The 13,040-nt window shown below is 72.4% G+C and carries 13 protein-coding genes; 4 read left to right on the top strand and 9 right to left on the bottom strand.

What is annotated here, in order from left to right:
- The 4 genes from ABZW17_RS31860 to ABZW17_RS31845 all read right to left on the bottom strand — a co-directional run.
- On the bottom strand, positions 1 to 1,266 hold a 1,266-nt coding region (locus ABZW17_RS31860; RefSeq protein WP_354822498.1), incomplete at its 3' end, for a sulfotransferase.
- Positions 1,267 to 1,274: 8 nt separating this feature from the next.
- Positions 1,275 to 2,063: an SDR family oxidoreductase gene (locus tag ABZW17_RS31855; protein ID WP_354822496.1), complete on the bottom strand. Its 789-nt coding sequence runs from the start codon at positions 2,061 to 2,063 to the stop codon at positions 1,275 to 1,277.
- Positions 2,060 to 3,250, bottom strand: a complete 1,191-nt coding sequence (locus ABZW17_RS31850; RefSeq protein WP_354822494.1) for a hypothetical protein — start codon at positions 3,248 to 3,250, stop codon at positions 2,060 to 2,062. Before ABZW17_RS31850 ends, ABZW17_RS31855 begins: the two co-directional genes overlap by 4 nt.
- Complete coding sequence (locus ABZW17_RS31845; RefSeq protein WP_354822492.1) at positions 3,247 to 3,726, bottom strand: nuclear transport factor 2 family protein; 480 nt, start codon at positions 3,724 to 3,726, stop codon at positions 3,247 to 3,249. Before ABZW17_RS31845 ends, ABZW17_RS31850 begins: the two co-directional genes overlap by 4 nt.
- A gap of 40 nt (positions 3,727 to 3,766) precedes the next feature.
- On the opposite strand from ABZW17_RS31845, the gene cysD reads away from it, so the two are divergent.
- Genes cysD through ABZW17_RS31830 form a run of 3 tightly spaced genes read left to right on the top strand, consistent with a single transcriptional unit; the run spans position 3,767 to position 6,916 of the window.
- On the top strand, positions 3,767 to 4,699 hold the full coding sequence (gene cysD, locus ABZW17_RS31840; protein WP_354822490.1) for a sulfate adenylyltransferase subunit CysD: 933 nt from the start codon (positions 3,767 to 3,769) through the stop codon (positions 4,697 to 4,699).
- Positions 4,699 to 6,510, top strand: a complete 1,812-nt coding sequence (gene cysC / locus ABZW17_RS31835; protein ID WP_354822488.1) for an adenylyl-sulfate kinase — start codon at positions 4,699 to 4,701, stop codon at positions 6,508 to 6,510. Before cysD ends, cysC begins: the two co-directional genes overlap by 1 nt.
- A 34-nt stretch (positions 6,511 to 6,544) precedes the next feature.
- Positions 6,545 to 6,916, top strand: a complete 372-nt coding sequence (locus ABZW17_RS31830; RefSeq protein ID WP_354822486.1) for a VOC family protein — start codon at positions 6,545 to 6,547, stop codon at positions 6,914 to 6,916.
- A 3-nt stretch (positions 6,917 to 6,919) separates the two neighbouring features.
- Here the strand turns inward: ABZW17_RS31830 and ABZW17_RS31825 are convergent, their stop codons facing one another.
- From ABZW17_RS31825 to ABZW17_RS31810, 4 genes are all read right to left on the bottom strand, one after another.
- Positions 6,920 to 7,624 carry a methyltransferase domain-containing protein gene (locus ABZW17_RS31825; RefSeq protein ID WP_354822484.1) on the bottom strand — a complete coding sequence of 235 codons (705 nt, stop codon included), beginning with the start codon at positions 7,622 to 7,624 and terminating at the stop codon, positions 6,920 to 6,922.
- Between the two features lie 19 nt (positions 7,625 to 7,643).
- Complete coding sequence (locus tag ABZW17_RS31820) at positions 7,644 to 8,297, bottom strand: response regulator transcription factor (protein WP_354822482.1); 654 nt, start codon at positions 8,295 to 8,297, stop codon at positions 7,644 to 7,646.
- Positions 8,294 to 9,511, bottom strand: coding sequence for a histidine kinase (locus tag ABZW17_RS31815; RefSeq protein WP_354822480.1), 1,218 nt, complete (start codon positions 9,509 to 9,511; stop codon positions 8,294 to 8,296). The genes ABZW17_RS31820 and ABZW17_RS31815 overlap by 4 nt, the downstream gene beginning before the upstream one ends.
- A 129-nt stretch (positions 9,512 to 9,640) precedes the next feature.
- Positions 9,641 to 10,180, bottom strand: coding sequence for a snapalysin family zinc-dependent metalloprotease (locus ABZW17_RS31810; protein WP_354822478.1), 540 nt, complete (start codon positions 10,178 to 10,180; stop codon positions 9,641 to 9,643).
- A gap of 183 nt (positions 10,181 to 10,363) precedes the next feature.
- Here ABZW17_RS31810 and ABZW17_RS31805 point away from each other — a divergent pair, with 183 nt between their 5' ends.
- Complete coding sequence (locus ABZW17_RS31805; RefSeq protein WP_354822476.1) at positions 10,364 to 12,310, top strand: AarF/UbiB family protein; 1,947 nt, start codon at positions 10,364 to 10,366, stop codon at positions 12,308 to 12,310.
- On the opposite strand, the gene lepB is transcribed toward ABZW17_RS31805, so the two are convergent.
- Positions 12,234 to 13,013 (bottom strand): signal peptidase I, encoded by a 780-nt coding sequence (gene lepB / locus ABZW17_RS31800; protein ID WP_354822474.1) that lies wholly within the window; start codon positions 13,011 to 13,013, stop codon positions 12,234 to 12,236. The two genes, ABZW17_RS31805 and lepB, sit on opposite strands and share 77 nt — an antisense overlap.
- Between the last annotated feature and the right edge of the window lie 27 nt (positions 13,014 to 13,040).

Below are 13,040 nucleotides of genomic sequence, written 5' to 3'. Positions count from 1 at the left end.
CTGGGGGGGCCCCCCCCGGCGGTGGCGGGGGGGGCCCCCCCACACCCCCCCCCCCCCCCGGGGGGGGGGGTTGTGTGTCGGGGGGCAACAACCCCCCAACCCCCCCCACGACCCGTGGGCCGACAGGTAGCTTGCGAACCGCTCGTCGACTTCCTCGGGCGTCAACCCGAAGTCCGCCAGGCTGTAGCGGTGCACCGGTTTCCGGTCGCCGGTCCGGCTCGCCTCGTGCACCGACGTCATGGCCGCCCGCGCCTGCGGGGTGAACTCCAGTCCGAAGTGGTCGTACACAGTGGACACCGTGCCGATCGGGTCCGCGACGAAGTCCTCGTACCGCACGTCGAAGAACTGAGCCGGGTCGTGCCGCGCGCGGGCCCACCCGAACTCGTCGGCTCCGCGCGCCCACAGGTCGAGCTGCCCGCGGCCGATCACCTCGCCGCGGAACCTGTCCGACCAGCCGTCCGCGGCCTTCTCGGCCAGGCTGCACATCGACGCCATGATCGTGCGCGGCGACCGGTGCGTCTGGATCACCAGCGCGTCCGGGTAGTTCGCCATCAGGGCGTCCAGGGCGAAGAGGTGGCTGGGGTTCTTGAGGACCCAGCGCCGGCCCGCGTCGGGCAGCCCGATCAGCTGCAGGTTGCGCTTGTGCCGGGCGTAGGCGTCCGTCCAGTCCTGTTTGGCCAGCCAGCGCGAGTACCGCGGCAGGTGCGCGAGGCACTCGAAGGACACCGAGCGCATCGACTGGCGCAGCAGCTGCCAGCACTCCTCCACCTGGTCGGCGGACATGTGGTGCACCCCCATGAACTCCGGGTGCTCGACGTGGTGGCGTTCGTAGCCGGCCTGGATCCCCTGGAAGATCGGGTTGTCCGCCCACGACGCCCGCGGCGGCCGCGGCTGCGGGACCTCGGCGAGCCACACTTCGAGCCCCTGGTGCGCGGGGTCCTCGGCGAGCAGCCGGTGCAGCGCCGTCGTGCCGGTGCGCGGCAAGCCGGTGACGAAGATCGGCCGCTCGACGCGGACCTCCGCGTACGCCGGGTTCTGCTTCCACGACGCTTCGCTCAGCAGCCGCGCCACCAGAGCGCCGCGCAGGAAGGCCCGGTGCACCTTGTTGCCGTACGGCGTCAGCTCGGCGTCCGCCTCGTACGACTCCAGCAGCACGCGCAGGCCTTCGACGTACTCGTCCGCACCGAAGTCGGCGAGCCCGGTGAGCTTCGACGCCGAGGCGTGCAGGTCCTCGACGGTGCCCACGTCTTCGCGGCCGGGGAGCATCGATCCTCCTAGTGGTGGTACTCGCCGCCGTTGACGTCGAGGCACTGCCCGGTGATCGCGCGGGCCATCGGCGAGGCCAGGAACACCACGGCGTCGGCGATCTCGTCGGGCTCGGGCAGCTTGCGCAGGTCCGTTGTGGACGCCGTTTCGGCGTAGACCTCCTCGGGCGTGATGCCGCGTTCCTTGGCCAGGTAGGCGAAGTACCACTGGAGGTTCGGGCCCCAGATGTACCCGGGGGCCACGGTGTTGACGCGCACGCCGTCCGGCCCGAACTCGCTGGCGAGGCTCTGGGACAGCGACAGCAGCGCCGACTTCGCCATCTTGTAGGCCCCGAACGTCCGCCGCGAATGCCGCAGCACGGCGGAATTGATCATCACCAGCGAGCCCTTGCTCTCCTTGAGCGCGGGCAGGAAGAGCCGGGTCAGCCGCAGCACGGAAATCGCCGCCGTCTCGAAGCCCGCGCGGACCGCGTCGAGGTCCACAGTGGCCAGATCGGTCAGCGGCGGGACGGCGAAGGCGTTGTGCACCACCGCGTCCACCCGGCCGAACGCCTTGACCGCCTCGGTCACCAGGTTCGCCGCGGAGTCGGCGTCGTCGATGTCGGTGCGGACCGCCACGGCCCGGCGCCCGAGGTCGGTGACCTCCTTCGCCACCTCGGTGAGCCGCGACTCGGTGCGCGCGGCGAGCACGACGTCCGCGCCGGCCTGCGCGCTGCGCACGGCGATCGACCGGCCGAGCCCGGGTCCGATCCCCGAGACGACGACCACCTTGTCCTGCAGCAGGTTGTCCACGCTCACCCCAGCATCCGGGCGGCGACGGCGTCCTGCCGGGCCGCGATCCTCGCCGCCCACTGCTCCGGCGTCACGCGCGCGTCGGCGTGGTGGGGCAGCCGGTCGGGCAGTTCGTCGGTCTTGACCACCTCGACGACCGGGCCGTCGTCCGGGCCGAGGTCGCGCGCGAGCCGCTGCCAGCGGATCTGGACGTACCCGCGGTCGTGGCCGGTGAGTTCGAGCCAGTTCGCCAGGCCGGGATCGCGTTCGCCGATCACGAACCGGATCTTGCCGTCGGGGTCGACATGCGCCTGGTCGGCGGTGAGGCTCGTCTGGTGGTTGATGTAGTCGAGCGAGACGTACCAGCGGCTGCCGAGCTGGATGCCCTGGTAGGGCGCGTCCGCGCAGCGGGGCACGGTGACGATCATCGCCTCTTCGGGGCCGAGTTCGTAGTGCCCGGCCGAGGAGAACTGCGTGGTGAGCCCGCCCGGCGTCGAGCGCGGCTCGGTCAGCGTGTTCACCGGCAGGTTGTCGTAGAACCACTTCGGGAAGGCCAGGAACGTCTTGAGCCGGCTCAGCAGGATCTTGCCGGTGACGCCGTAGCGCTTGGCCAGCGCGCTCCGGTCCGGCACCGGCGGCGCCTGGCCCGCCGTGTCGACGCACCGGATGCGGATCTCGCCCCGGCGTTCGGTGGCCCAGTCGCTGTAGACCTCGCGGACGACGAGCATCGACGAGCCCGCGCCGAGCGTGAAGTAGTTCGGCCCCGGGTTCTCGCGGGCCGGGCCGAAGCGCAGCTCGAACCGGCCGTCCGCGCCGATCTCCAGCTGGCGGTCGTCGAACGCGGTGAGGCTGTCGGGCACCTCGACCGGCGAGTAGTCGCCGTTGAGGACCTGGAAGCTCAGGTCGGCGGTGCTGCCGCGGACGCCGGTGACCAGGTACTCGCGGTCGTCGCGGATGTTCGCGTTGAAGTACAGCGTGTCCGGGTTGTCCAGGCCCATCTTCGTGTACGGCCCGGTGGACGCGGTGAAGTACGGGAAGTCGCGCTGGTAGGCCCAGGCCATCTGCAGTGACGCCCGGATGCTGCCGGCGAGGTAGTCGTACCCCTCCAGGAGGCCCTGCTCGGTCTGCGCGGGCGGGGCTCCGGCGATCAGCTTCTCCGCCTCGGCGATGGCGTCGGCGAACGGCCGGGTCAACGAGAACTCGTTCTCGATCATGCCGGAACGGCCCAGCGGTTCGCGAGCAGCCGGTAGCCCGGGATGCCGTCCCAGGACATCATCGACTCGTAGGTCCGGACGTACCCGATGTGCGTCATCCGCCAGGCGCCGTCGGCCTCCCGGCGATAGGTGTCCTCGTAGAACGCGGCGCCTTCGATGATCACCTTGTGGTCGGGCACGATGACCTTGTCGGTGAACGACCACCGCCCGGTCGCGGTGTCGCCGTCGACGTCGATTTCGGGCTGACCGGCGTGGTGCACCGTGATGATGCCGTTGCCGAGGCTCTGGGTGAGGAACCCGACGATGGCGTCGCGGCCCTCGAACCGCTTGCCCTCACCGCCGACGGCGTGCGTGCCGTAGTCGGCCGTGGCGTCGACGGTGAAGGTGCCGGCCACCTCGTCCCACAGCTTCAGGTCCACCCCGCGCAGGTACCGGTACTTCAGCCGCTTGATCTCTTCGAGCACGCCCAGGTCCATGCCCTACAGCGTCCCGCACCGCTTGACCAAAGACAAGAACATGTTCTACTTTTTTCCGGTGTCCGTGACCTCGTACGAGCTCTCGCACCTGGCCGCGCTCGAAGCGGAGGCCGTGCACGTCTTCCGCGAAGTCGCGGCGACCTTCGAACGCCCGGTCCTGCTCTTCTCCGGCGGCAAGGACTCCGTGGTGATGCTGCACGCCGCCGCGAAGGCGTTCTGGCCTGCGCCCCTGCCGTTCCCCGTGCTGCACGTCGACACCGGGCACAACTTCGACGAGGTGATCCGGTTCCGCGACGAGACCGTCGCCGCCCTCGGGCTGCGCCTCGAAGTCGCGAGCGTGCAGGACGACATCGACGCCGGCCGGGTCGTCGAGGAGACCGGGCCGCGCGCGAGCCGCAACCGGCTGCAGACGGCGACGCTGCTGCGGGCGATCCGCGAGGGCGGCTTCGACGCCGTGTTCGGCGGCGCCCGCCGCGACGAGGAGAAGGCGCGCGCGAAGGAGCGCGTGTTCAGCTTCCGCGACGAGCACGGCCAGTGGGACCCGCGGGCGCAGCGCCCGGAGCTGTGGAACCTCTACAACGGGCGGCACCGGCGTGGCGAGCACATCCGCGTCTTCCCGCTGTCGAACTGGACCGAACTGGACATCTGGCAGTACATCCGGGACGAGCGGATCGCCCTGCCGCCGCTGTACTACGCGCACCAACGCCCGGTGGTCCAGCGCGACGGCATGCTGCTCGCGGCCACCCGGTTCCTGTCCCTTGTGGACGGCGAGACGCCGTACGAGGCGACCGTGCGCTTCCGGACCGTCGGCGACGCCACCTGCACCGGCTGCGTCGAGTCGTCGGCGGCGACACCGTCCGAAGTGGTCGCCGAGGTGGCCGCCACCCGCGTCACCGAGCGCGGCGCGACCCGGGCCGACGACCGGATTTCCGAGGCCGGCATGGAAGACCGGAAGCGAGAGGGCTACTTCTGATGCAGCTGCTGCGGATCGCCACCGCCGGGAGCGTCGACGACGGCAAGTCGACGTTGATCGGCCGGCTGCTGTTCGACTCGAAGGCGATCTTCACCGACCAGCTCGCCGCCGTCGAACGCGCCAGCCGGGACCGCGGCGAGGACTACCCCGACCTCGCGCTGCTCACCGACGGCCTGCGCGCCGAACGCGAGCAGGGCATCACCATCGACGTCGCCCACCGCTACTTCGCCACCCCGCGGCGGAAGTTCATCATCGCCGACACGCCGGGGCACCTGCAGTACACGCGGAACATGGTGACCGGCGCGTCCACCGCCGACCTGGCGCTGATCCTCGTCGACGCGCGCAAGGGCGTGCTGGAGCAGTCGCGGCGGCACGCGTTCCTCGCGTCGCTGCTCGGGATCGGGCACCTCGTGGTGTGCGTGAACAAGATGGACCTCGTCGGGTGGTCGCAGGAACGGTTCGACGAGATCCGCGAGGACTTCCGCCGGTTCGCGATGAAACTCGACGTCGCCGACCTGACGTTCGTCCCGGTTTCGGCGCTGCACGGCGACAACGTCGTCAACCGCAGCGCGAGCATGCCGTGGTACGAGGGCACTTCGCTGCTGCACCAGCTCGAAGAGGTGCACGTCGCTTCCGACCGCAACCTGATCGACGCGCGGTTCCCGGTGCAGTACGTCATCCGCCGGTCCGACTTCCGCGGCTACGCGGGCACCATCGCCGGCGGGGTGTTCAAGCCGGGTGACGAGGTGGTGGCGCTGCCCTCGGGGTTCACGTCGAAGGTGCGCGCGGTCTGGGGCCCGGGCGGCAAGTCCCTCGAGGAGGCGTTCACCGGCCAGGCGGTGGCCGTGGAGCTGGCCGACGACCTCGATCTGGGCCGCGGGGCCATGCTGTGCCGCCCGGGCAACCGCGCGGAGGCGGCCCGCGAGGTCGACGCCCTGGTCTGCTGGTTCTCCGAGCGGGCGGCGCTGACTCCCGGTGCTTCCTACGCGGTGCGGCACACGACCACCGAGACGCGGGGCACGGTGGAGCGGCTGGAGTACCGCCTCGACGTCACCACCCTGCACCGCGACGAGACGGCGGAAGCGCTGTCCTTGAACGACATCGGCCGCATCCGGCTGCGCACGCGTTCGCCGCTGCTGTTCGACCCGTACCGCCGCAACCGGGCCACCGGTGGCTTCCTGCTGGTCGACGAGCACACGGGCGACACGGTCGCGGCGGGCATGATCACCGGCGCTCCGGTGTCCCCGGTGGTCTGGCACACGGCGGCGGTCCGGCGGGAGGACCGCCCGACCCGCGGCGCGACGGTGTGGCTGACCGGGCTGTCGGCGTCGGGCAAGTCGTCGGTGGCGGTCGAGCTGGAACGCCGCCTGGTCGCGGCCGGGCGCCCGGCGTACCTCCTCGACGGCGACAACCTGCGGCACGGGCTCAACGCCGGGCTGGGGTTCAGCCCCGAGGACCGCGCGGAGAACGTCCGGCGGGTGGCCGAGGTGGCCCGGCTGTTCGCGGACGCGGGCGTGGTGGCGATCGCGTCCCTGATCAGCCCGTACGAGGCCGACCGGGCCCGGGCGCGGGCGGTCCACGACGGGCTGCCGTTCGTGGAGGTGTTCGTCGACACGCCCCTGGAGGTGTGCGAGGCGCGCGACCCGAAGGGCATGTACGCGAAGGCGCGCGCCGGGGAGATCACCGGGTTCACGGGCATCGACGCACCCTACGAGCGTCCGGCGGCCCCGGACCTGGTGCTGCACCCGGCCGACGGCGACCCGGCGGCCATGGCGGCGGCGATCCAGGCCCGGCTCGACGAGCTCGGCTGAAATCCGCTTGCCCGTGCGCCCTAGGGTGGGCGGTATGACGTCGGTCAGGCAGGTCCAGGTCACCTTCGACTGCGCGGATCCCGGGCGGGTCGCCCGGTTCTGGTGCGAGGTGCTGGGGTACGAGCTGCACAGTTCGGGTGTCGTCGCCACCGACCCGGCCGGCGTGGGCCCGCGGCTGTACTTCCAGCGCGTGCCGGAAGGCAAGGTCGTGAAGAACCGCGTGCACCTCGACGTCCGGATCGGCACGGGCCTCGTCGGCGACGAGCGGCTGGCGGCGCTCGAGGCCGAGTGCACCCGTTTGGTGGCGCTCGGCGCTGTCCGCGGGCAGCTGTTGCTCGCCGACGACGAGAACGAGTCGTGCCAGAACATGCAGGACGTCGAGGGCAACGAGTTCTGCCTGGACTGAGACCTACCCGGCTTCCAGGACGAAGAACAGGAAGCTCGGGAACGTGTCCAGGATTTCGAAATCCCCGGGGAACAGCTCCCGCGCGGCCGGCACCGGATGCGGCTCGCTGACGGCCGCGATCCGGAACCCCGCCGCCGTGAACGCGTCGGTCATCGCGTGCAGCGGTTTGTTCCAGAACGTCATGTGGGCCTTGCGGCCGTGCAGCTCGAACTCGTCCGTCCACGTGTACTGCTCGAAGTAGTCGGGCCGCGGTCCCTCGTGGCGGTGGGTCAGGTTGACCATCATCGGGTGGTTCACCGACGCGATCAGCCGGCCGCCGGGCTTCAGCACGCGCCGGACCTCGGCCAGCGTCGGTGCCCAGTCCCGCAGGTAGTGCAGCACCAGGGACGCCATGACGTCGTCGAACTCCGCGTCGCCGAACGGCAGTGGTCCGGCCAGGTCGGCGACCCGCAGGTCCGCGTCGTCACCGAGGCGCCGCCGGGCGTGCGCCAGCATGCCTTCGCTCTGGTCGATCCCGGTCACGGCCGCGCCCCGCGCCCGCAGGGCCGCGAACAGCGGGCCCGAGCCGCAGCCGGCGTCCAGGACCCGCCGTCCCGCCACCTCCCCGGCCAGCGCCAGCGCCGCGGGCCGCTCGTAGTGGGCGTTCATCAGGCTGTCGTCGTTCTCGGCCGTGTACGCCTCGGCGAATTCGTCGTATGCGGCAGTCATGCGGTCCATCCTGCCCGAATCAGCCGGACGGCGTCACGAAGCCGGAATCGTAGGCCCGGACCACCGCCTGGGTCCGGTCGCGCGCCCCGAGTTTCGCCAGCACGTTGCCCACGTGCGTCTTCACCGTCTGGACGCCCAGGTACAGCTCGCCGGCAATTTCCACATTGGACAGACCGCCGGCCATCAGGCGGAGCACTTCCCGCTCGCGCTCGGTCAGCCCGGCGGTGGCCAGGCCGTCCCCGGCCGACGCCGGGACGTGCCGCGCGGCCAGGCGGCGGATCGCCGCCGGGAACAGCAGGGACTCCCCCGCCGCCACCGTCCGGATCGCCGCGACGATCTCCTCCGGCCGGGCGCGCTTGAGCAGGAAGCCGCTGGCGCCCGCGAGCAGCGCGTCGTAGACGTAGTCGTCGTTCTCGAAGGTGGTCACCACGATCACCTTCGGCGGCGAATCCACAGTGGACATGAGGTGCGTGGTGGCCCGGATCCCGTCCACCGCCGGCATCCGCACGTCCATCAGCACGACGTCCGGGCGCAGCCGGGCCACCAGGCCGGGCACCTCGGCGCCGTCGGCGGCCTCGCCGACCACCGCAAGGCCGTCCTCGCTGTCGACGATCGCCCGCAGCCCGGCGCGGATCAGGAGCTCGTCGTCCACCAGCAGCACGCGGACGCTCATCGCCCGCTCCCCCACGGCACCCGCACCACGACCTCCCACCGCCCGTCCACCGGCCCGGCCGACAGCTCGCCGCCGAGCACCGCCACCCGCTCGGTCATCCCCCGCACGCCGCGCCCGCCGCCCGCCGGGCCCGGGCCGGCTCCCAGCGGGTTGCCGACCCGCGCGGTCAGCTCGTGCGCGGCGACGCCGACGACCACCGCCACCGGGACCCTACCGGCGTGGCGCACCGCGTTGGTCAGGCATTCCTGCAGGATCCGGTACACCTCGCGGGACACCACCGGCGGCACGGCGGCGAGGTCGCCGCGGATCTCGGCGGTGACGTCCGTGCCGGCGAGCCGCGTCGACTCGATCAGGGCAGGGAGCGCGGTCAACGCCGGCTGCGGCGCCCGGCCGGCCGTCTCCTCCCGCAGCAGCCCGAGCACGTGGTCGAGGTCGTCGAGCGCGGTGCGCGCCGACTCCTCGATGGCGGCCAGCGCACGCTCGGTGAAGTCCGGGTCGGTGCGCAACGTCCGCCGGGCGGCTCCCGCCTGGATCGTGACGACGCTCAGCGCGTGCCCGACCGAGTCGTGCAGTTCCCTGGCCAGCCGGTTGCGTTCGGCGAGCTGCTCGGTCCGCCGTTCGAGCCGGGCGATCCGCTCGGCGGCGGTCGTCCCGAGCAGCGCGATCGCGGCCCGGCGCAGCAGCCCGCCGACCACCCGGACGGCGTAGATCAGCAGCACCAGGCCGACCACGAAGACCAGCGGAAGCCACACCGACGGCCAGCCTCTCGGCACGGCGACCTGGTCGCCCTCCCCGGTCCGGAAGAGGTGGCCGGTGAAGACGGCGCTGACGGAAAGCCCGATCGCGACGGGCGCGGCGAGGCTGAAGAAGGCAACACCACACCCGGCGACGACGTGCAGCACGAACATCGCCGCGGCCCGCCGCCGACCCGGCCGCGTGTGCGGTTTCGCGGGCGCGTCCGGCACCGGGTCGTCCAGCAGCTCCCGGACGGCGGTCGACTCCAGCACGTGGACGGCGGGCAGGAACGCGGTCCCGGCCAGGACGGCCAGGGTGAGCAGGCCGCCGACGACGGTCGCCCGGCCGAGTGTGGTGACAAAGGGCAGCAGCGACGGCACGGCGACGGCGGCGAACAGGATGTAGGGCACGCTGATGGCGCCGCCGAGAACGAGGTAGACCCAGCGGCGGTAGGTCGCCTTGCTCGTCAGGATGCGCACGGGCCGATCCTCGCAGGCCGGGCCCTGGGCGCGCCTCCCTCTCGCGGTGGAGGTGGGTCAGCCCCGGCGTCACGCTGAGCGTGGGCCGTAAAAGGGTGGCCCCCGAACCGGAGGCCACCCCGAAACAGCTCAGTAAGCGACCGCCCGGCTCTCCGCTCCGGCCACCAATCCGTTCACCCACAACGACTGGACCTTCGCCGCCTCGGCTGATGACGGCTTTGCGTTCTTGCACGCCGTTCCCGGGCCGTGGCCTGACATCAGTTCCGTGCAGGGGCCGGTGTAGTGGTCCGGCAGGCCCAGGTTGTGCCCGAGCTCGTGGGCCGCGATGCGGGTCGGGTCGAAGCCCTCGGCCACCTGGCTCTTGTCCAGGTAGATCTGGCCGCGGCCGTGGCCGTTCGTGTTCGTGTACGAGCCGCCGCTGGTGATTTCGTGGAACACGATCGTTGCGCTCGTGTTCCGCTTGACCAGCTTCACGTCGGTGACCGCCGCGTTCCAGTTGGCCGCGCCCTGGTCGATCTGGGTGACGTAGTCCGGCGCGCCCGAAGAGCTGTAGTACAGCGTCGTGACAGCCGCCGCCGAGGCGGCCGGGGCCGAGACCAGCCCGAGGCCCAGCGGGGCCGCGACCGCCGTGGCCAGGGCCACGACCCGGCCGATCACGCGTCCGTTCATCGTGTCTCCTTCGTCCGGTTCAGGGAGCACTTCACCGTGGTTCGCGCGATCAGGTTAGAAGGCCACCTTCGCGGCGGCCACGGCCGAAAGTCGTTCCCTCGCGGGAGGGAGCCGCCTCCCGCCGCCGCGTGAGGTCACCGCGCCGGCCGCCGTGGTCTGCTCGGTTCCGGCGAAAGGGCATCGATGGACATCCTGCTGGGCCTGCTGACCCTCCCCCTGTACGTGCTCCTGCTGTGGCCGCTGGTGGTCGCGTCCCGGCGGGTGCTCGGCGTCCGGATCGGCGCCGTCCGCGCCCTGTGCGCCGCCGCGTTCGGGTGGCTCGTCGCGGGCGGGATCGGGCAGGCGTTCCCCGTTTCCCTGCTGCACCACGGCGGTGCGGCGCTCGGGCTGCTGATCCCGTTGGCCGGCAGCGCTTTCCTCGCGACGCTGGTCTTCCTGTTCGTCGCCGAGCTGGCCCTGCCGCACGGCGTCGGGCTCGGCCGGGTGCGCGGCCGGCTCTCCCGCACCCGCCGGTACGCGCAAATCAGCCGGATCGCCGTCAAGCACGGCCTCGGCCGCCACCTGACCGGCCGGCGCGAACCCGGCCTCGCGCCGGGCCGGCACGCCAAGCTCGCGCGGTCCCTGCGCCGGGCGCTGGAAGAGGGCGGCGTGACGTTCGTGAAGCTCGGCCAGCTGCTCTCCACCCGCGCCGACCTGCTGCCCCCGGTGTTCGTCGACGAGCTCGGCCGGCTGCAGGACCAGGTCGCACCCGCCCGGGCGGACGCCGTGCGGGCCGTCCTGGCCGACGAACTCGGCGGCTCCCCCGACGACGTCTTCGCCGAGTTCGACCCCGAACCCCTCGCCGCCGCGTCGGTCGCGCAGGTCTACCGGGCCAAGCTGCGCAGCGGCGAAGACGTCGTCGTCAAGGTGCAGCGGCCGGGTGTGCGCGAGCAGGCGGAGCGCGACATCGCCATCCTCCGGCGGGTGGCCGCGGCGCTGGAGGACCGTGCCGGCTGGGCGCGCTCGCTCGGCGTCGCCGAGCTGGCCGACGGGTTCGCCGCGGCACTGGCCGAGGAGCTCGACTTCACGATCGAGGCCCGCAACCTCGCCGCGATCGCCGCCGCGGGCACCCCGGACGTCGTGCTGCCGAAAGTCCACAAAGGACTCTCCACCGGCCGCGTGCTGGTGATGTCCCGGCTGGACGGCCAACCGCTCGCGACGGCCAAGGACACCCTCCCGGCGGCCGAGCGCAAGCGGCTGGCGCGCTCGCTCCTGCGCTGCCTGCTCGACCAGGTGATGATCGGCGGCGTCTTCCACGCCGATCCGCACCCCGGCAACCTGATGCTGCTGGCCGACGGCCGGCTGGGCCTGCTCGACTTCGGCTCGGTCGGCCGGCTCGACACCGGGCTGCGCGGCGGCCTGCAGAACCTGGTGCTCGCCCTGGACCGCGGCGACCCGGCGGGCCTGCGCGACGGGCTCCTCGAAATCGTCGACCGCACCGGCGAAATCGACGAACAACGCCTCGAACGTGCCCTCGGCGCCCTGGTCGCCCGGCACTTCGGCCCCGGCCGCACCCCGGACCTCGACCTGTTCACCGGCCTGTTCCGGGTGGTCGCGGACTTCCGGCTGAGCGTGCCGCCGCCGGTGGCCGCCGTGTTCCGCACCTTGGCGACGGTCGAGGGCACCCTCGCCGCGCTGGACCCCGGCTTCGACATCGTCGCGGAGTCGCGCGCGTTCGCCGTCGAGCAGGTCGGCGCCGGGCTGCGGCCGGGCCCGCTGGGCCGCACGGCGCTCGGCGAGCTGACGGCGCTGCTGCCCGTGCTGCGCCGCATCCCCCGCCGCATCGACCGGATCGGCGCGGCCTTGGAGGAGGGCAGGCTGTCGGTGAACGTCCGCCTGTTCTCCGACGAGCGCGACCGCGAAGTCGTCACCGGCCTGGTCCACGAGATCCTGCTGGCCTGCACCGGCGCGGCGACCGGCCTGATGGCGGTGCTGCTGCTGACCGGCTCGGGCGGGCCGCGCGTCGCCGCGGACCTGACGCTGCACCAGGTGTTCGGCTACAACCTGCTGGTGATCAGCGCCCTGGTGGGCCTGCGGCTGCTCTTCGTCGTCTTCCGGCGCGCCGGACGAGCGTCACGACCATCCCGGTGACTCCGGCGAAGAGCAGGACCACGCCGCCCAGCAGCCACCAGCGCAGCGCGGTGTACAGGGTGTCTTCGAACGGCGCACCCGGCAGGCCCGCGTCGGTGAAGGCGGTCGTGCGCGCCAGCGGCGCCGGACGGGAGATCCGGCCGGTGCCGACCACGAACCCGGTGACCGCGGAAACCGGTACGACACCGAGGAAGCGCGAATCCCGGGCCCGGCCGCGCTCGTCCCCGAGCAGGAACACCTGGCCCTCGTGCAGGCGCACGAGGTACGGCGTGGTGGCGGCCGCGTCGTGCGCGTACTGGTCCTGGCTGAGGTAGGTCTCGGTGATCGCCTTGCCGTCGACCGTCAGCGCCCCGCCGGTGCAGCAGGCGACGACGTCCCCGCCGACCGCGACGACCCGGAAGACGCTGCGCCCGGAACTGTCCGGGTGGGCGAAGGCGCCGCGGTCGAACATGACCACGTCGCCGCGGTGGACGTCTTCGCCGTCGCGGGCCCGCACGAGGGCCGAGCCACCGGGTTTCAGCGTCGGGTTCATCGCCGCGCCCGGAACCTGGTAATCGCGATAGGCGAAGAAGACGATCCCCACCTGGGCCACGGCGACCCCGAGCCCGAGCACGGCGACGACGATCCACCCCACGAGGGCGGGCGAAAGCAGGCGCGGCGCCGGCCGCCCGGGTGGCGCGGGCGGGAACGCGAGTTCGGTCACGCCGATCTATCGCCCGCCCACCTGCGG

The sequence above is a fragment of the Amycolatopsis sp. NPDC004625 genome, from assembly GCF_040609695.1.
Classification (GTDB): Bacteria; Actinomycetota; Actinomycetes; order Mycobacteriales; family Pseudonocardiaceae; genus Amycolatopsis.
The sequence above is the reverse complement of the archived record's forward strand: the minus strand, read 5'-3'. Positions and strand labels throughout refer to the sequence as shown.

Bases quoted from the DNA above. Each gene is read 5' to 3' on its own strand.
- ABZW17_RS31850 (WP_354822494.1), bottom strand. From the start codon at position 3,250: ATGATCGAGAACGAGTTCTCGTTGACCCGGCCGTTCGCCGACGCCATC.
- ABZW17_RS31845 (WP_354822492.1), bottom strand. From the start codon at position 3,726: ATGGACCTGGGCGTGCTCGAAGAGATCAAGCGGCTGAAGTACCGGTAC.
- cysD (WP_354822490.1), top strand. From the start codon at position 3,767: ATGTTCTACTTTTTTCCGGTGTCCGTGACCTCGTACGAGCTCTCGCAC.
- cysC (WP_354822488.1), top strand. From the start codon at position 4,699: ATGCAGCTGCTGCGGATCGCCACCGCCGGGAGCGTCGACGACGGCAAG.
- ABZW17_RS31830 (WP_354822486.1), top strand. From the start codon at position 6,545: ATGACGTCGGTCAGGCAGGTCCAGGTCACCTTCGACTGCGCGGATCCC.
- ABZW17_RS31825 (WP_354822484.1), bottom strand. From the start codon at position 7,624: ATGACTGCCGCATACGACGAATTCGCCGAGGCGTACACGGCCGAGAAC.
- ABZW17_RS31820 (WP_354822482.1), bottom strand. From the start codon at position 8,297: ATGAGCGTCCGCGTGCTGCTGGTGGACGACGAGCTCCTGATCCGCGCC.
- ABZW17_RS31810 (WP_354822478.1), bottom strand. From the start codon at position 10,180: ATGAACGGACGCGTGATCGGCCGGGTCGTGGCCCTGGCCACGGCGGTC.
- ABZW17_RS31805 (WP_354822476.1), top strand. From the start codon at position 10,364: ATGGACATCCTGCTGGGCCTGCTGACCCTCCCCCTGTACGTGCTCCTG.